The organism is Actinomycetospora atypica, from assembly GCF_042653685.1.
In the GTDB taxonomy this organism is placed as follows: domain Bacteria; phylum Actinomycetota; class Actinomycetes; order Mycobacteriales; family Pseudonocardiaceae; genus Actinomycetospora; species Actinomycetospora atypica.
In genome coordinates this window covers 37212-54502 of record NZ_JBHSIV010000026.1, presented here as the reverse complement: position 1 = coordinate 54502, position 17291 = coordinate 37212, and the positions used below count along the sequence as shown (strand labels likewise).

At 75.4% G+C, this 17291-nt stretch carries 17 protein-coding genes; 5 read left to right on the top strand and 12 right to left on the bottom strand.

Annotated features, from left to right (window positions below; all coding sequences use genetic code 11):
* Positions 1-40 precede the first annotated feature (40 nt).
* Together ACFPBZ_RS21215 and ACFPBZ_RS21210 are read right to left on the bottom strand one after the other, a co-directional pair.
* The gene (locus tag ACFPBZ_RS21215) at positions 41-982 is read right to left on the bottom strand and encodes a magnesium transporter CorA family protein (protein WP_378038097.1); all 942 of its coding nucleotides are present in this window, start codon (positions 980-982) and stop codon (positions 41-43) included.
* A 50-nt stretch (positions 983-1032) separates the two neighbouring features.
* Positions 1033-1581 carry a CGNR zinc finger domain-containing protein gene (locus ACFPBZ_RS21210; protein ID WP_378038096.1) on the bottom strand — a complete coding sequence of 183 codons (549 nt, stop codon included), beginning with the start codon at positions 1579-1581 and terminating at the stop codon, positions 1033-1035.
* A 104-nt stretch (positions 1582-1685) separates the two neighbouring features.
* Between ACFPBZ_RS21210 and ACFPBZ_RS21205 the strand changes: the two genes are divergently transcribed.
* From ACFPBZ_RS21205 to gdhA, 3 genes are all read left to right on the top strand, one after another.
* Positions 1686-2402, top strand: a complete 717-nt coding sequence (locus ACFPBZ_RS21205) for a haloacid dehalogenase type II (protein ID WP_378038095.1) — start codon at positions 1686-1688, stop codon at positions 2400-2402.
* Complete coding sequence (locus ACFPBZ_RS21200; RefSeq protein WP_378038094.1) at positions 2399-2995, top strand: hypothetical protein; 597 nt, start codon at positions 2399-2401, stop codon at positions 2993-2995. The genes ACFPBZ_RS21205 and ACFPBZ_RS21200 overlap by 4 nt, the downstream gene beginning before the upstream one ends.
* A gap of 91 nt (positions 2996-3086) precedes the next feature.
* Positions 3087-4436: an NADP-specific glutamate dehydrogenase gene (gdhA, locus tag ACFPBZ_RS21195; RefSeq protein WP_378038093.1), complete on the top strand. Its 1350-nt coding sequence runs from the start codon at positions 3087-3089 to the stop codon at positions 4434-4436.
* 8 nt (positions 4437-4444) lie between these two features.
* Here the strand turns inward: gdhA and ACFPBZ_RS21190 are convergent, their stop codons facing one another.
* From ACFPBZ_RS21190 to ACFPBZ_RS21170, 5 genes are read right to left on the bottom strand one after another with little or no spacing between them, the layout of a single operon-like run.
* On the bottom strand, positions 4445-6190 hold the full coding sequence (locus ACFPBZ_RS21190; RefSeq protein ID WP_378038092.1) for an ABC transporter permease subunit: 1746 nt from the start codon (positions 6188-6190) through the stop codon (positions 4445-4447).
* Positions 6187-7686: an ABC transporter substrate-binding protein gene (locus tag ACFPBZ_RS21185; RefSeq protein ID WP_378038091.1), complete on the bottom strand. Its 1500-nt coding sequence runs from the start codon at positions 7684-7686 to the stop codon at positions 6187-6189. Before ACFPBZ_RS21185 ends, ACFPBZ_RS21190 begins: the two co-directional genes overlap by 4 nt.
* Positions 7683-8963: an MFS transporter gene (locus tag ACFPBZ_RS21180; protein WP_378038090.1), complete on the bottom strand. Its 1281-nt coding sequence runs from the start codon at positions 8961-8963 to the stop codon at positions 7683-7685. Before ACFPBZ_RS21180 ends, ACFPBZ_RS21185 begins: the two co-directional genes overlap by 4 nt.
* Positions 8960-9748 (bottom strand): ABC transporter ATP-binding protein, encoded by a 789-nt coding sequence (locus tag ACFPBZ_RS21175; RefSeq protein WP_378038089.1) that lies wholly within the window; start codon positions 9746-9748, stop codon positions 8960-8962. Before ACFPBZ_RS21175 ends, ACFPBZ_RS21180 begins: the two co-directional genes overlap by 4 nt.
* Complete coding sequence (locus ACFPBZ_RS21170) at positions 9745-10533, bottom strand: ATP-binding cassette domain-containing protein (RefSeq protein WP_378038088.1); 789 nt, start codon at positions 10531-10533, stop codon at positions 9745-9747. Before ACFPBZ_RS21170 ends, ACFPBZ_RS21175 begins: the two co-directional genes overlap by 4 nt.
* 117 nt (positions 10534-10650) lie before the next feature.
* Here ACFPBZ_RS21170 and ACFPBZ_RS21165 point away from each other — a divergent pair, with 117 nt between their 5' ends.
* Positions 10651-11205, top strand: coding sequence for a GNAT family N-acetyltransferase (locus ACFPBZ_RS21165; RefSeq protein WP_378038087.1), 555 nt, complete (start codon positions 10651-10653; stop codon positions 11203-11205).
* A 13-nt stretch (positions 11206-11218) separates the two neighbouring features.
* Here ACFPBZ_RS21165 and ACFPBZ_RS21160 read toward each other — a convergent pair whose 3' ends face one another.
* The 4 genes from ACFPBZ_RS21160 to ACFPBZ_RS21145 all read right to left on the bottom strand — a co-directional run bounded on the left by ACFPBZ_RS21160 (position 11219) and on the right by ACFPBZ_RS21145 (position 14504).
* Complete coding sequence (locus ACFPBZ_RS21160) at positions 11219-12235, bottom strand: dihydrofolate reductase family protein (RefSeq protein ID WP_378038086.1); 1017 nt, start codon at positions 12233-12235, stop codon at positions 11219-11221.
* Positions 12232-13089 (bottom strand): type I methionyl aminopeptidase, encoded by an 858-nt coding sequence (gene map, locus ACFPBZ_RS21155; RefSeq protein ID WP_378038085.1) that lies wholly within the window; start codon positions 13087-13089, stop codon positions 12232-12234. Before map ends, ACFPBZ_RS21160 begins: the two co-directional genes overlap by 4 nt.
* Positions 13090-13099: 10 nt before the next feature.
* The gene (locus tag ACFPBZ_RS21150) at positions 13100-13492 is read right to left on the bottom strand and encodes a DUF3054 domain-containing protein (RefSeq protein ID WP_378038084.1); all 393 of its coding nucleotides are present in this window, start codon (positions 13490-13492) and stop codon (positions 13100-13102) included.
* A 178-nt stretch (positions 13493-13670) separates the two neighbouring features.
* Positions 13671-14504: a GNAT family N-acetyltransferase gene (locus ACFPBZ_RS21145; protein ID WP_378038083.1), complete on the bottom strand. Its 834-nt coding sequence runs from the start codon at positions 14502-14504 to the stop codon at positions 13671-13673.
* Between the two features lie 759 nt (positions 14505-15263).
* On the opposite strand from ACFPBZ_RS21145, the gene ACFPBZ_RS21140 reads away from it, so the two are divergent.
* Positions 15264-15881: a hypothetical protein gene (locus tag ACFPBZ_RS21140; protein WP_378038082.1), complete on the top strand. Its 618-nt coding sequence runs from the start codon at positions 15264-15266 to the stop codon at positions 15879-15881.
* Positions 15882-16342: 461 nt separating this feature from the next.
* On the opposite strand, the gene ACFPBZ_RS21135 is transcribed toward ACFPBZ_RS21140, so the two are convergent.
* Positions 16343-17248 (bottom strand): LysR family transcriptional regulator, encoded by a 906-nt coding sequence (locus ACFPBZ_RS21135; protein ID WP_378038081.1) that lies wholly within the window; start codon positions 17246-17248, stop codon positions 16343-16345.
* Positions 17249-17291: the final 43 nt, after the last annotated feature.

Here is a 17291-nt window from a genome sequence, read left to right as displayed (position 1 = left end):
TCGTGGCGCCACGATGGCGCCATAGCCCTCCGGGACGGCGTCAGGCTCCGGACGAGGTCCCCGACTTGTCCAGCAGCCCGGTGCGCCGCAGCCACAGGAGGATGATCAGCACCGAGCCGACCAGACCCCCGATCCCGAGGCCGAAGAACGCCCACGCCGAGCCGATGTGGGCGAGCATCCAGTCGAAGTTCTGCCCGAAGAACCCGGTGAGGGCGGTGAGCGGCAGGAACACCGTGGCCACGATCGTCAGCCGTTCCTGCACCTCGTTGGAGTACGTGTCGAGCATGCCCTGCAGGCTCTCGCGGTCGGCCTCGACCTCGTCCAGGGCCTGCGACAGGTGGTCGGAGACGTCGGCCAGGTAGGTCCGGAGGGTGTCGGGGTCGTCGGCGACGGCCACGAGCTGGTCGACGATCCGCGGGAACGCCTGGCGCTGGGCGATCAACGTCCGGCGCACCCCGTTGAGGGTGCGGCGCAGGACCGCCATCCGGTCGCGGTCGCGGGCGCGGGGGTGGTCGAAGATCGTCTCCTCGAAGGCGTCGACCTCCGCGGCGACGACCTCGAGGCCGTCGGTGAGCGAGTCGGTGACCGCGTCGATCACGCGGTACACCAGCTCCGCCCGGCTGCAGCCGGCCCCGCGGTCGAGGCTCCGGCGGACCCGCTCGAGCTGCGCGGGCGGCGTCCGGCTGACGGTCAGCACGTGGCCGGCGAGGACGTGGACGTGGACCTCGACCTGGCGCGGGGTCCCGTCCTCGGCGACGTCCATGCCGAACAAAACCAGGAGCAGCTGGTCGTCGTACCGGTCGACCTTGGGTCGCTGGCCGAACTCGAGGCTGTCCTCGAGCGCGAGCTGGTGCAGGCCGAGGGCCTGGGCGACCGCGGTGAGCTCGGCCTCGTCCGGGTCGCGCAGGTCGATCCAGGCGGGCTCGCCACGGGTCTGCAGCTCGCCCAGCTCGGTCACGTCGATCTCGTCCAGGAGTCGCACGCGCACCTTCTACCGCGTCCGGCCCCGGGCCGCCGCACCCGGGTCCGGTGTCAGGAGGTCCGGGCCGCCCTCCGGCGCGCGCGGTACGCGGCGGCCTTGACCCGGTTCCCGCACTCCTCCATGCCGCACCAGGAACGCCGGGCGCCCCGTGACCGGTCGAGGTAGAGGCGGGTGCAGGCCGCCCGCCCGCACTCCTTGATCGGTGGCGCGTCCGCCGCGCCCAGCAGCACCACCAGCGAGCGGGCGACCTCCCCCAGGGCCGCGTCGACGTCGCCCCGACGCCGCACCCCGGTGGGGGTCAGGGCGATCTCAATGGGCGGCCCGGCCGCGGCCCGGTTGACGATCCCGAGCGCGGCCTCGTCGTACTCCCGGTCCGCGAGCCGGTCGCAGGCCAGCCGGTAGAGCGCCTCGCGCAGCTCGACGGCCCGGGACAGGTCGGCCGGGCCGACCCGCACCGCGTCCTGGACCACACCGGCCTGCACCAGCCAGGACCGCAGCGCGGCCGGGTCGACGAGCAGGTCCACGGGGTCGCTGCGGCGCCACTGCAGCGTCCCCGCCAGATCCAGCGCCGGGTTGCCGCTGACCAGAGCGAAGTCCACGTCACCACCTTGACCGGTGATGCCCCCGCCGTCCAGGATCACCTCCCGGACCGGTGACGGCCTGCGACCCGCAGCCCGCCCGACGAGCACGGCACGGGAGCGGCATGACCAGGTCATCTCCGGAGGTCGACACGATCGTGTTCGACGTCCTCGGCACGCTCGTCGACCTCGACGGCGCCGTCCGGGCGGCCGTCCGGGCCCTGGTGCCCGACGCCGACGACGACCGCGTGGACGACCTGGCGGCGCGGTGGGAGGAGCACGTGGGCGCCGAGCACCGCCGGGTGATCGCCGGCGAGCGCGCCTACGCGACGGCGGACGTCCTCGACCGGGAGGCCGGCCGGCTCGTCGCCGAGCGGGCCGGGGCCACCGACCGGACGGCGGCCGACGAGGTGGAGTCCCCCACGCGGCAGGTCGCGGCGTGGCCCGACTCGGCGGCCGCCCTCGACCGGCTCGCGGCGCGCTACGAGGTCGTCGGGCTGTCCAACGCCGACCTCACGACCCTGCTGCGTCTCGACGCCCGCGCCGGCCTGCGCTGGCACCTGAGCCTCTCCGCGGAGCTGGCGCAGAGCTTCAAGCCCGACCCGCGCGTCTACCGGATGGCCCTCGACCGGATCGGCCGCCCGGCGGAGCGCACGCTCCTGGTCGCGACGCACGCGTGGGATCTGCGGGCGGCCCGCGCCGAGGGCATGCGCACCGCCTACCTCGCCCGCCCGACGGGCGACCCGCCGACGCCGGACGACGCCTTCGACCACCACGTCACCTCGGTCGACGAGCTCCTCGCGGTGCTCCTCGACCGGCCGTCCACGGGAGACCCGGCATGATGATCACCTACTCCTTCACCGCCACGGCCGTCACCGTGCGCCGCTGGTTCGAGGTCGGCACCGACGCGACGTTCGAGACCGGGGCCCGCGTCGAGCTCGCGCTCCGCGAGGCCCTCCCGCACCGCGGCAGCGAGTCCGCCGCGCAGCCCCTCGTCGTCGACCGGACGTTCTGGCGCGCCGACATCTTCGGCCGGCTCGACCGGCCCGGGGCGCCCTACGGCGCCGCGCACTACCACCCGCGCTTCGACGGCGACGAGCCCTCCGAGCGGACCTGGGACCGCCGGCTGACCGAGCACCCGTGGGAGTGGCTCGGCGAGCAGCTGGGCGACCTCGACCGCCGACTGACCGAGGCCGGCCTGTCCGCGGACCTCGCACGGGACGACGCCGAGGCGCTGCGCCACGCCACCGGGCAGATCGTCGCGGCCGCGCAGGCCCTCGGCCCGGAGGTGGGCCTCGACCGCGACGAGACCTTCCGGCTCACCGCGGACGCGTCGCACCGGATCGCGATGATGGTCGAACTCGCGAGGGACCGGCCCGACCTCGACCTCGACTACCTCGCCCCCTGGCTGGAGCGCGACCGCGCGTCGCGCTGACCGCGGCGCCGCCGGCGTTACGAACACGTTACGGTCCGACCCCACCCGGTCCCGTGCGGGACCTCGGGGGCCGAGCTGAACGGAGACGCGCATGTCCTTGCCGGACGACAGGCTGACCGCGGTGTTCGACGAGGTCGTCAGGCGCAACCCCGGGGAGCAGGAGTTCCACCAGGCGGTCAGGGAGGTCCTGGAGAACCTCGGCCCCGTCGTCGACAAGCACGCCGCCTTCGCCGACACCGAGATCATCCGGCGACTCTGCGAACCCGAACGGCAGATCATCTTCCGCGTGCCGTGGGCCGACGACGAGGGGCGACCGCAGCTCAACCGCGGGTTCCGCGTGGAGTTCAACTCGGCGCTGGGCCCGTACAAGGGGGGCCTGCGCTTCCACCCGAGCGTGTACCTGGGCATCGTCAAGTTCCTCGGCTTCGAGCAGATCTTCAAGAACTCGCTGACCGGCCTCCCCATCGGTGGGGCCAAGGGCGGCTCCGACTTCGACCCGAAGGGCCGCTCCGACGCCGAGGTCATGCGGTTCTGCCAGTCGTTCATGACCGAGCTCTACCGCCACCTGGGCGAGTACACCGACGTGCCGGCCGGCGACACCGGGGTCGGCCAGCGGGAGATCGGCTACCTGTTCGGGCAGTACAAGCGCATCACCAACCGGTACGAGTCGGGGGTCCTGACGGGGAAGGGCCTGAACTGGGGCGGGTCCCGGGTGCGAACGGAGGCGACGGGGTACGGCCTCGTGTTCTTCGTCGACGAGATCCTCAAGGCGGCCGACGCCTCGTTCGACGGCATGACGGTGGTGGTCTCCGGGTCGGGCAACGTCGCGGTCCACGCCGTCCAGAAGGTCCATCAGCTCGGCGGCCGCGTGGTCGCCTGCTCCGACTCGAACGGGTTCGTCGTCGACGAGGACGGGATCGACCTCGAGCTGCTCCGGGAGATCAAGGAGGAGCGCCGGGGCCGCATGACCGACTACGCCGAGGCGCGGGGGGACAAGGCGCGCTACGTCGAGGGCGAGTCGATCTGGTCGGTCCCCTGCGACGTGGCCCTGCCGTGCGCGACCCAGAACGAGCTCGACGAGGACGGGGCCCGCCGGCTCGCCGACCACGGCTGCCGCGTCGTCGCCGAGGGCGCCAACATGCCCACGACGCCCGAGGCCATCCGCGTGCTGCGGGACGCCGGCGTCAGCTTCGCGCCGGGCAAGGCGGCCAACGCCGGCGGCGTCGCCACCAGCGCGCTGGAGATGCAGCAGAACGCCTCACGGGACACGTGGACCTTCGAGTACACCGAGGAGCGGCTGGCCGAGATCATGCACTCGGTCCACGACCGCTGTCTCGAGACCGCCGAGGAGTACGGCAGCCCGGGCGACTACGTCGCCGGGGCGAACATCGGCGGCTTCATCCGCGTGGCCGACGCGATGGTCGCCCTCGGCCTGGTCTGAGACCGGGGCTACCTCTCGCGCAGCGACGCGAGCACGCCCGCGAGCCCGAGCAGCCCGACGACGGGGGCGAGCACGGTCCAGGGGGCGCGCTCGAGATAGCCCTGCGAGACCGCGAGCATCGCACCCCACTCCGGCGAGTCGGGCGGCGCGCCGAGCCCGAGGAAGGACAGGGCCGCGAGGGCGAGCGCGACGTGCGGGATGCGCGCCAGGGCGTGCCGGGAGACGGGCCCGACGACGGCGGGGAGCACGTGGCGCCGCGCGATCCGCCGTCGCGAGGCGCCGACGAGCTCCGCGGCCCGCACGTAGCCCGACGCCCGGGCCTCGGCGGCGAGGGTCCGCGCGTGCACCGCGAGCGGCACCCAGCCGACCAGCGCGACGGCGGCGGACGCGCCGAGGAGCCCGGGCCCGGCGACCGCGGCGACGAGCAGCCCGACGAACACCGGCGGGAGCGCGTTGAGCACGTCCGCGGCCCCCGCCCGGGCCGACCGGGCGCCGATGCCGACGGCCAGGCCCACCACCAGGCAGATCGCCGAGATCGCCACCGCGCTGCCGAGGGTCAGCAGGGCACCGTGGGCGAAGCGCGCGAACAGATCCCGGCCGTTCGCGTCGGCACCGAAGGGCAACGACCACGACGGCGGGGCGAGCCGGCGTCCCCCGTCGCCCGCCAGGTCGCGGGGCAGGCCCGCGACGACGAGCGCGACCAGCAGGGCTGCGACCGCCACCGCCGACCGGGGGACGCGCCGCGGGGCGACGACCTCGACGCCGGCCGCGAGCTCGCGCCCGGCGAGGGCGGGACCGAGCAGCGCGCGGTGGACGAGCACCCCGAGCCCGCCGAGCCCGAGGCCGAGCAGCACGAGCAGGGCGACCGCGGCCTGCACCGTCGGGAGGTCCTGGGCGAGCACGGCGTCGAGGGCGGTCGTCCCGATCCCGGGGACGTCGAAGAGCTTCTCGACGGCGACGGCCGCGCCCAGCAGGCCCACCACCAGCAGCGCGATCTGCGGGACCGCCACCGCCACCGCCCGCCGCGCCACGCCCGACACCATCCGGGCCGTGGAGCTCCCCCACGAGCGCCAGCTGCGCACCCAGGCCTCGTCGAGGGTCGCGTCGACCGAGACGGCGAGCACGCGGGCGAGCAGCCCGCCCGCCGGCACCCCGAGCGCCAGGGCGGGCAGGACGAGGTACTGCGGCCCGGCGAAGCCCGAGGAGGGGAGCAGCCGCCACCCCACCGCGACGACCAGCACGAGCACGCTGCCGAGCACGATCTCGGGGAGCGCGGCGAGGATCGCGGCGCCGGCGGGCACGCCGCGGCCGCCGGTGCGGCCCCGGGCCCCCGCGAGCAGGGCCGGCAGCAGCAGGACCGCGGCGACGACCGCGGCCACCAGGGTCGCGGCGACCGAGAGGGTCAGCGACCTGCCGAGCGCCCCCAGGACGTCCGGGGCCACCGGGCCCCGGGTGATCCAGGAGGTCCCCAGGTCGCCGCGCACCAGCCCGCCGAGCCACTGCGCCGCCCCGACCGCCGGGTTCGACGGCAGGTCGAGCTCGCGCCGCAGCGCCTCGAGCGCCGCCGGGTCGGCCTCCCGCTCCGGGTAGAGCGTGCGCAGCACCGAGGCCGCGGGGTCGGAGTCCCACAGCCACGGCAGCGCCGCGACCAGCACCGCGAGGCCGACGACGGCGCCCACGGCGGTGAGCGCGGGCCGGAGCGGGACCCGGGGGCCCCGCCGCGGGCGGCCCGTCGTCAGGACGGCCCCGGTCACGACCGGGCGGTGGTCGCGGTGATCAGGGTCAGCTCGGTCGGGTCCTGCGCGACGCCGGTGACACCGGCCCCCACCCCGAGCCGGGCGCGCTCGGCGATCTGCGGGACGACGGCGTCGGCCGAGAGCACGCGGGCCTCGGCCGCCAGCGCGGCCTGCCGCCGGGCGCCGAGGTCGCTGCTCGTGGCGCCCTGCGCGAGGATCGCGTCGGTGGCCGGGTCGCAGTAGCGCGACCAGTTGTAGCCCCCGGTGCACCCGAAGTCGCTGGCGAGATAGCTCACCGGGTCGCTGGTGTTGAGCTGCTGCGAGCGGCTGACGACCACCGCGTCGAACGCGCCGGTGCCCAGCCGCGGCTCGAGCGCGGAGGTGTCGAGCACGGTGACCTCGACGGTGAACCCGGCGCGGCGCAGGGCGTCCGCGTCGGCCGAGGCGATCTCGGGGAGCTCCGGGCGGTTGGACTGGGTCGCGAGCCGGACGACGGCGCCGGCGGGCGGGGTGGCCGGGGTGTCGGTCCGGGGCGGTCGACCGGCCGCCCAGGGGGTGGCGGGCCCGAACAGCGCGGCGGCGGCGTCGGCCCGGCCCTCGTAGATCGTCCCGGCGACGTCGAGCGGGCGCAGCGCGTCGCGGACGGCGGCGCGGCGACCGGGGTCGGCGAAGACCGGCGAGCGCATGTCGAGGTGCAGCGAGACGCTGCGCGGCAGCGGGACGGCGAGGACCTGCGCGGGCGCGGCGATCGACGCCGCCTGCGAGACCGGGATCGCGTCCGCGACGTCGAGCTCCCCCGCCCGGATGCCGTTGGCCCGGGCGGCGCCGTCGGTGAGGAAGCGCGCGTCGACCCCGGCCGCGGCGACCGGGCCGCCCCAGTAGGTCGGGTTGCGGTCGAACGTCGCGCCGGTCGACCCCTGCACGGCGGTGAGCACGAACGGGCCGGTGCCGGCGCGGGTCGGGGCGGGGCGCACGGGGTCGGCGTAGGCGCGGTCGGCGAGGACGACCAGCTCGGGCGACGCCAGCCTGGCGGGCAGCACCGGGTCGGGCACGGGCGTCGTCACGACGACGGCGTCGGCGCCGTCGGGCACCGCCGTCAGCGGGGTGCCGGACCGCTTGAGCGTGGTCAGCGCCCGCGGGCCGGGCGTGGCCGCGGCGGCGCGGTTGAGGGAGTTCGCGACGGCGGCCGGGGTGAGCGGGGTGCCGTCGTGGAAGGTCACGCCGGAGCGCAGGGTGAACCGCCAGCTCGTCGGGCCGGTCGGCGTCCACGCGGTCGCGAGGACCGGCCGGGGCTCGCCGTCGACGACGGTCGTCAGGGGTTCGGTCGCGCCCAGCCGGGTCGCGAGCACGGCCTCGTTGGCGTCGGGCGTCAGGCCGGCCTTGGGCGCGAAGGAGAGCGCGACGCGGAGCCGTTGGTCGCCGGCGGCCGCGGTCCCTCCCCCGCCGCTGAAGCAGCCGGTGAGCACGAGCAGCGCCGCCAGCAGGACGGGGGCACAGCGCGCGGTGCGAGTCACGCGTCGTTCCTTTCGTGGACGGACCCGAGGGCGGGGACCCGCCGGGCGAGGACCGCGAGCGCCACCGCGCTCACGGCCGGGAGGACCGCGGCGACGGCCCAGGGGACGGCCGGCGGGATCGCCGGGTCGACGAGGGCGCCGAGGACGGTGCCGCCGAGCAGCACGGCCACCCCGCCCGCGGTCGCGAGCACACCGAAGTAGCTGCCGAGCCGCCGCTCCCCCGCGAGCCGCCCGACGGCGTCCTGGGCCTGGGGCATGACCGTCATCTGCCCGAGGGTCAGCAGCACCACGAACAGCGCGGCCGGCACCACGCGCCAGGGCCCGGGGAGGGCCGGGAGGGCGGTCAGGAGGGCGGTCAGCCCGAGGGCGAGGGCGAGGAGGGCGAACCCGGCGGGCAGGGCGCGTCGGGGCCCGACGCGCCGGGTGACCGCGGTGACCGGGAGCTGGCCGAGGATCACCATGACGGCGGCGAGCACGAACATCGCCCCGAGCGCGCCGGTGGCGTCGACCCGGGTCAGCTCGATCGGGAGCAGGAGGTAGAGCTGGTTGTAGGACAGCAGCCACGTCGAGTACGCCGCCGCGAAGGCGAGGAAGGCCCGGTCGCGGGCGACGTCGCGCCAGCCCGCGAACACCGGGTCCGCGGCGTGCGCGCCGGGCTCGCGCGGCATGACCACGACGAAGACGACCAGCACGACGACGAACACGGCCGCCGCGGCCAGCGTGGTCACCGCGAAGTCCACCGCGAGCAGCGCGGACCCGAGGACCGGCCCGACGACGACGCCGATCTGCCCGCACACCGCGAACATGGCGAAGACGTCGGCGCGCGGGAGGGGGGAGCGCCCCGCCTGCCGGGCCAGCTCGGACTCGACGGCCGGGGAGAACAGCGCGGCCGCGAAGCCGACCGCCACCGTGCCCAGGACCAGGAGCGGCAGGCCGTCGGCGAACGCGAGGAGGACGAACCCGGCGATGCGGATCACGAAGCCGGTCACCGCGACCTGCTTGGTGCCGTACCGGTCGGCCAGCGCCCCGCCGACGGCGAAGAGGCCCTGCTGGGAGAAGGTCCGCAGCCCGAGCAGCAGCCCGATCGCGGCCCCGGAATAGCCGAGATCCCGGCCCAGGTGCACCGCGAAGAACGGCAGCACCAGGTAGAAGCCGGTGTTGAAGGCGAGCTGGCCGAGCACGATGAGCCGCATCGGCCCGGGGAGCTCGCCGAGCCGGGAGACGATCGACCACCGGCGCAGGGTGGCGCGCAGGCCGTGGGCCTCGGTGGTGGTCACGCGCGGACCTCCGGCAGCCGCCCGACGGCGCCGAGCAGGTCCCGGGCCGCGGCCGAGCGCGGGCGGGCGAAGACCTCGCCGATCGAGCCGGACTCGGCGACCCGTCCGTGGGCGAGGACGACGACGTCGTCGCAGAGCCGGTCGGCGACGCCGAGGTCGTGGGTCACCAGCAGCACCTGGATCGCCGACCGCTCGACCAGGGTGCGCAGCAGGGCGACCAGCCGGGCGCGGGTCGCGGGGTCGACCGCCGAGAACGGTTCGTCGACGACGAGCACGGACGGGTTCGCGATCAGCGCGCGGGCCAGGGCGAGCCGCTGGCGCTGCCCGCCGGAGAACTGGCCGGGGCGACGGTCGCCCGTCTCGGGGTCGAGCCCGACGGCGGTCATGAGCTCGACCACCCGGGCGTCGTGGTCGACCCCGGCCCAGCCGTCGAGGCACTCCAGCGGTTCGCGCAGGCTCTCGCGCACCGGGCACCGCGGGTCGAGCGAGCCGCCGGCGTCCTGCACGACCACGCCGACCTCGTGGCGCAGCCGTCCCGGCGCAGCGGGGGTGACGGGTTCACCGCGGAACCGCACCGACCCGTCGTCGGGAACCTCGAGGGCGAGCAGCATCCGCAGCAGGGTCGACTTGCCCGACCCGGACTCCCCCACCAGCGCGAGGGACCGTCCGGCCGGCAGGGCGAGGTCGACGCCGTCGAGGGCGACGCGGGTCGCGCGGCGCCAGGGGCGGGTGCCGGGCACGCGGTAGGACCGGTGGAGGCCGACCGCCTCGAGGGTCGCGGTCATGCGGGCAGGGTGCTCGGGACGAGCGACCGGGCGGCGTCCACGAGCGCACGCGTGCACTCGTGCGCGGGGGCGGAGAGCACCTCGCGCACCGGCCCGCGCTCGACGATCCGGCCGTGGTCGATCACCGCGACGTGGTCGCAGACGGCGGTCAGGGCGGTGAGGTCGTGGGTGACCAGCAGCAGGGCGATGCGACGCTCGCGGAGGGACCGGTCGAGCTGGGCGAGGAGGTCGCGGGCGACCGTCGGGTCGAGGGCCGCGGTCGGTTCGTCGGCGACGAGCAGCGCGACGTCGCAGGCCAGGGCGGCCGCGAGGGCGACGCGCTGGCGCTGGCCCCCGGAGAGCTGCGCGGGTCGGCAGCGGGCGGTGCCGTCGGGGAGGCCGACGTCGGCGAGCAGGTCGTCCGCGCGGCGCGCGGCCTCGCGGCGCCCCAGCCCGTGCCGCCGACGCAGCGGCGCCGCGACCTGGCGACCGACCGGGACGAGCGGGTGCAGCGCGGTCGCGGAGTCCTGCGCGACGAGGGTGACCGCGCTCCCGCGGACCCGGCGGTGGACGTCCTCGGTCGCGCCGACGAGCTCGGTGCCACCGAGGAGCACGCTGCCCGTGGCGTGCGCGCCGGGCGGCAGCAGGGCCGCGGTCGCGCTCGCGGTCATCGTCTTGCCCGCCCCGGACGGGCCGATCAGGCCCCACCGCTCCCCCGCGCCCACGACGAGGTCGACGCCGTCGACGGCGACCTGTCCGCCCACGACGACGCGGAGGTCGCGGATCTCCAGCGGCGGCCCGGTCATGAGGGTGACCTTAGTTGGGAACGATGGTCGTTTTGCCGGGTAGGTGATCCTTTGCGCAGCCACTTGTTGTCAGGCGCAGTAATGCGCTAACTGCCTCTAATATGCAAGAGTGCGGACATGACGGTTGCCCTCGAGCGCCCCACCGCGATCCGCCTCTCCCCGACCGTCCAGGTCGCCGGGATCGCCGACCTCCCGGCGATCGAGGCGCACATGCGGGCGATGCTCCCCGAGCTCGGCGGCCACGACCCGGTGCTGCACGCGGACGTCGACGACCTCGCGCGGAGCTACCTGGGGCACCGCGACCGGGTACTGCTGGTGGCCGTCGATCCGGACGGGTCCGTGGCGGGGACGGCGTCCGTGCGCCCCGGCGGCCCGAGGCCGGAGTTCGTCCCGCGGTGGATGGCGGAGCGGTACGCGTCGCGCTCGGTCGGTCAGGTCTGCCGGGTGTGGGTGGCCCCGACCGCTCGTCGTCGGGGCGTCGGGCAGGCGCTGGCGGGGGCGGCGATCCGGTGGGCCACCGAGCGGTTCGACGTCGTCTGCCTGCACACCAACGCCTCGGTGCCCGGGGCGCTGGACTTCTGGCGGGCCTTCCCGGGCGTCGTCGAGGTGCACGACTCCCGCCCCGACCCGTGGTCGACGGTGCACTTCGAGGTGTGCGCTCCGCGCCCGTGAGCACTTTCCGGGGTCATAGCCCCTCGAACTGCTCACGAGCGCGCAGCGCACACCGGCGGGCCAGCGGCTCCCAGCGCGCGTGCTGCACCGTGTCGATCCCGGCCGCCGCGAGCTGCCCGGCCCCGGACGGGGCGTCGACGAACTCCGGCGGCTCACTCCACGCGTAGACCACGCGCGGGATGCCGGCACGGACGATGAGCTCCGCGCACGGGTGCGGGCGCGACCCACGACGACCGCAGGGCTCCAGCGAGCTGTAGAGGGTCGCCGAGCGCAGCCGCGGGTCGTCGCCGATCCGGCGCAGCACCCCTTCCTCGGCGTGGTCGAGCGGGTCGTCGCGCCGGGACCAGCCGCTGCCGAGCACCGTGCCGTCGGCGGCGACCACCACGCACCCGACGCTGAACGCGGTCGCGCTCGGGGGGCAGCGCCCGGCGAGGGTGCAGGCCTCGGCGAGGTGGCGGTCGTCGGGATCGCCGAAGCGGTACCGCAGCAGGACGTCGTCGTCGAGGGTGCGGGTCTCGACGAGGTGGCCGTCGGGCCCGCCGCCGGTGAACCGGGGCCCGTCGCCGACGAGGCGCGGGGCGTGGACGAGCTGGAGCTCGTCGACCACGCCCGCCGTCAGGAAGTCCCGCAGCACGCCGGCGCCGCCCTCGACCATGAGCGTGACGACGCCGCGGCGCCCCAGCTCGTCGAGGACCTCACCCGGGGACCCGGCGAGCACCACCGTCTCCGCGTCGCCGGCCAGCACCCGCGCACCCGGGTCGACCGGCCTCGTCGTCAGGACCACCCGCAGCGGACTGGCGGGCAGGCCCCGGGCCACGCGCTCCGCGCGGCGGTCGGCCGACCGGACGAGCAGGCGCGGGTCGTCGGCGCGCACCGTGCCGGCCCCGACGAGGATCGCGTCGGCCCGCGCGCGCTCCTCGTCGACGCGGTCGAGGTCGGCGGGTCCGCTCAGGATCAGCCGCTCGTCGGAGGCGTCGTCGAGGAACCCGTCGAGCGAGGTCGCGCAGCTCGCGAGGACGTGCGGCCTCACGGCAGCGTCAGGATCTCGCTGCCCGTGTCGGTGACGAGGATCGTGTGCTCGAACTGGGCGGTGCGCGACTTGTCCTTCGTCGTGACCGTCCAGCCGTCGTCCCAGACGTCGTAGTCGATGTCCCCGAGGGTGATCATCGGTTCGATCGTGAACGTCATGCCCGGCTCGAGCATCTCGTGGCGCGAGGGGTCGTCGTAGTGCACCACCACGAGACCCGAGTGGAACGAGCGGCCGATCCCGTGGCCCGTGAAGTCGCGGACCACGCCGTAGCCGAAGCGCTTGGCATAGGCCTCGATGACCCGCCCGACCACGTTCAGCTCACGACCCGGCTTCACGGCCTTGATCGCGCGCATCGTCGCCTCGTGGGTGCGCTCGACGAGGAGGCGGTCCTCCTCGGCGACGTCCCCGGCGAGGAACGTGGCGTTCGTGTCGCCGTGCACGCCGTCGAGGAAGGCGGTGACGTCGATGTTGACGATGTCGCCGTCCTGGATGACGGTCGAGTCGGGGATGCCGTGGCAGATGACCTCGTTGAGCGAGGTGCAGCACGACTTCGGGAAGCCCCGGTAGCCCAGCGTCGAGGGGTAGGCGCCGTGGTCGACGAGGAACTCGTGGACCACGCGGTCGACCTCGTCGGTGGTGGCGCCCGGCTTCACGGCCTCGCCGCCGACCTGCAGCGACTGCGCCGCGACCCTGCTCGCCACGCGCATGCGCTCGATGACGTCGGGGTCCTGGACCCACGGGTCGGTGGAGCGGGAGGGGGCTGGCTTCCCGACGTACTCGGGACGGGGGATCGACGCGGGCACCGGACGCAGCGACGTCTGCTGCCCGGGCCGCAGAGGGGCGCGCACCGGCATGGGCTCCACCCTAGGCCGGGGTCGTGGCCCTCCGCCGCCGCACCGCCATGATCCCGCGCACGACGCCCCGCCAGCCCAGGACCAGCACCGCGAGCGACACGGTCGCGACGATGGCGAAGCTCAGGGGAAGGCGCCCGAGGACGGCGGCTCGCAATGCGAGGCCGACGACCACCGCCCCGAGCCAGACGGCGATGCCCGTCCGCAGAGCGAGTGGATCTCTCCATGACCGGATCAGCAATGCGGCGAGGACGGCCCCGGCGAGGAAGGGAAGGGCGATCCCCACGATCTGACCGAGCGCGAAAGCCGCGCCCTGAGCGTTCTCGTCGTGCGCCCGACGCCCGATCGCGGCGAACACGAGCACGGCCAGCACGTCGACGAGGGCCAGGGCCGGACGGGACTTCACGACGACGAGCCTATGCCGCGGCCCGACGACATGTCGGCGGAGTCATGATCGACTTACATGTGACTCGACCAGGTCAGGACCGAACGGTCCGTCACAGTCCTCGCGATCAACGAGGCCGGGGGCCGTACAGGGTCCGATTGTGACGTCCAGTGTCAGCAAGGCCGCAGTGCTGACAGTCCTAGAAGAGGACCGTCGCGAAGCTCGCCACCTGCTGGAACCCCACCCGCGCGTAGGCCGCCCGTGCCGGGCTGTTGAACGCGTTCACGTAGAGCGACGCGATCCGCCCGGCGCGCACCAGGTGGTCGACGACCGCCGCGGTCCCGGCCTGCCCGAGCCCGCGCCCCCGCCACTCGGGGTGCACCCAGACGCCCTGGATCTGGCCGACCCGGGTCGACAGGGCCCCGACCTCGGCCTTGAACACGACCTCGCCGTTCTCGAAGCGCACGAACGCCCGGCCCGACGAGATCAGCTCGGCGACCCGCGCCCGGTAGCCGGCACCGCCGTCGCCGACCCGCGGGTCGACCCCGACCTCCTCGAGGAACATCGCGATCGCCGCGGGGAGGTAGCGCTCCATGTCGTCGGGGCGGGCCTGCCGGACGGCGGGATCGGGCCTGCACGACGGATTCGAGTCGGTGGCCATCAGCGGCTGGTCGGGCCGCACCTCGCGGGCGGCGCCCCAGTGCTCGGTCAGCTCCTCCCAGAGCGGCAGCACGAGTTCGCGGCGCCCCACCAGCGACGAGCACGTCCGCCGGTGGCGTCGCGCCCGCTCGGCGAAGGACCGGACGGCCGCGCGCTCGCCACGCAGCGGTACGAGGTTCGCCCCGGAGAAGCAGAGCCCGTCGAGTCGTCCGCCGACGCCCCACAGCTCGCCGCCGAGGCGCCACGGCTCCACACCGACGGTCTCGACCCGCGACGCGACCATGCAGGTCGCGACCGGATCAGCGTCGAGCACACCGCGCACCCTCGACCGGTCACGGTCGTCGAGGAGCCGCGCACCGGCGGTACGGAGCACACGCCAAGAGTGCCACACGAGAGGGGTGATGAACCGTGCACGGTCGGTACACCTGGCCGGGGTTGCGTCGCGCGACCATCATCTCGTCGTCATGATCGCCACAGCTGTCGGACATGACCTGAACAGCCCAGCGGTGCACGCTGGGTGCATGACCCAGAACGAGAGCGTGTACGAGGACGCGGACGCCGCCGTCCTCGAGATCCTCGCCCGTCAGACCACCGTCGCGAACCCCCGCCGCACCCGTCGCTGACGGTTCCTCGCCCCCCCCGACCGCTCCCCCACCCACGCCCGCCGCAACGTCGCGGCGGGCGTTCGTCATGTCCGGCCTCCCCCGCGATCGCGCCGTGGGCGGTCGAGCCGGCGGTCGTGGGTCCGGCTGCGCCCGTCGAACCGTCCCGCGTGGCGCGGCCTCAGGACCGCCGACGCAGGCCGTGGATCAGTCGCCTCGTGATCGACGGCTCGGGAGCGGGAGCAGTCGTCCCTGATACGGGCGGCCGGGTAGGTGCAGCGGGAACGGGAGCCGGGGTCCGGTCCGCCGGGTGCCGGACCTCCGGTGGGCGAGGAGAAGGCACGACGCGGACCGGTCGGGGGCGTCCGGCCCCGACCGGGTCGTCGGACCCCGGGTCGACGGTGACCTCGACCTCGACCGGACGCCCGACAGCAGGCAGGTCGGGCGCGACGATCATCGGTGCCGGCATCGGTGCCGGCTCCTCGAAGGTGCCGTCGTCCGGGATCGGGGCGGGCGGCGGCAGGACGACCATGACCGGGGCGAAGGAGCTGCTCCGCTGCGGCCCGGGAGAGGACGAGGCCGAGCGGTTCTCCATCGAGGTCCGCGCGGGCGGCACGACCGTCGGCGTGCCCATCTCGACGGTCGTCGCCGGCTCGGCGATCACCGGGTCCGCGGCGTCCGAGCCGTCGCTCGAGCTCGTCGTGGACGCGGCGGCACCCGACGAGGCGGGAGGGCGACCCGAGGCGGCCGGGGCCCTGGAGGTGAGCGGGACCGATCTCGCGGCACGGGCGATCCGGGCACTCGGATCGGCCTCCGCCGGCGGCGCCGCGACCGGCGTCGCGGGAGCCGGCAACACGGGAGGTGACACCACCGTGGGAGCCGGAGCCGCGCCCTCCACCGGCGACGGGACCTCGTCGTCCGCGGCCGCGGGGGCCACCGGGTGCGCCTCGGCGGCGGTGGTGACGGGAGAGAAGCGACCGCCCGGAGCGCTCAGGCGGGCCAACGCCCACTTCGACCAGTTCAGGTGGCCGCGCGAGCGGTCGACCCGGAGGGCCACCCAGACCGACTCCGGATGGCCGGGACCGGCGAGCACGAGGCACGAGAAGTGGAACGCCGACGCGGTCGTCCAGGCGGCGTCCTCGAGCTGACGCCGGCCTCGGCTGGAGGGGTCCGCCGCCTGGCGGGCTCGTTCGAGCACCGCCCGGGTCGATCCTCCGGGTTCGCCCCACTCGGCGAGGACCCGCTGCCCGGAGGCGTCCACCACCACGACGTGCTCGGCCCCGGGGAGAACGACGAGAGCGTCGAGGTAGCGCTGAGCCGGGCCCGGCTCGGCCTCGGCGGCGTCGGTGGTCGATGTCGCCTGCCCGAGCGCGTCGTCCATGGTTGTCGTCAAGGTGCCTGACTCCCGGTTCGGTGAGGACGCGACTCGCGAAGGGCAGCGGTACCGCCGCCGGGACTATCGCCGCAGGAGGACGCTTCGTTCCAGCACCGTGCCGGTCCTGGAGTGCGCTCGGCCACCCGAGCGTTCACCGACACCCCGCGGCACCGTCCTCCGGGAGCCACGACCACCTGCGTGGCGTCGCACCCGATGGGCACAGGACGTCGCGAGTCACGGCGTCGTCGCCGTCTCCTGCAGTGCGGCGGCGACCCGGTCGACGGCGGGACCGTCGGCCCCGGGGGCGCGGCCGAGCACCACGCGACGGTCCTCGACCGGGCCGCCGCGGACCGGGAGCGCGACGACCCCCGCCGGGAGCGTCCCGACGAGGCCGGCGGGCACCGTCGTGATCCCCTGCCCGCCGGCGACCAGGGCCAGCTTCGCGAGCCAGTCGCGTGCGACGTGCGCGACCCTCGGGCGGTCGTCGAGCCCCGGCCAGACGCCCATGGCGCCGCTGCCCTCGGGCCCCCCGATCCAGGCGCGGCCCCGCAGGTCGTCGACGTCGACGACGGCGAGGTGGGCGAGCGGATCGTCGGCGGGCACCGCGACCCGCAGCGCGCCCTGGGTGAGCACGGTCGTCGCGATCGGCGGCGACTCGGCGTCGGGCGGGCGGTACGGTGGCACCTGCGCGAGCACGGCGAGGTCGATCGTCCCCGACCGCAGCGCCCGCACCAGGGCGCTCGTGTAGCCCTCCCGGGTGACGACGACGATGCCCGGACTCGTCCGGGCCAGCGCCTGCAGCGCCCGGGGCACCAGCACGGCGCCGGCGGTGGCGAACCAGCCCAGGCGCACCACCGCGTGCTCGTCCGGCAGCCCGTCCAGCTCGCGGGTGCCCGCGTCGAGCTGGTCGACCACGGCGGCGGCGCGTCGCGCCACGAGCCGGCCCGCGGCCGTCGGCCGGACCCCGGTCCGGTGCCGCTCCAGCAGCGCCGTCCCGGCGGCGCGTTCCAGCCCGGTGATCTGGCGCGAGACGGCCGACTGGGTGTACCCGAGCGCCGCGGCCGCCGCGGTGAGCGTGCCCCGGTCGACCACCTCGCGGAAGACCCGGAGCGCCGTCAGCGAGGCGGAGTCCAGAGCCATGACGACAGTGCATACCAGGAGTTCCGAACCTGCGTTGGTCGAA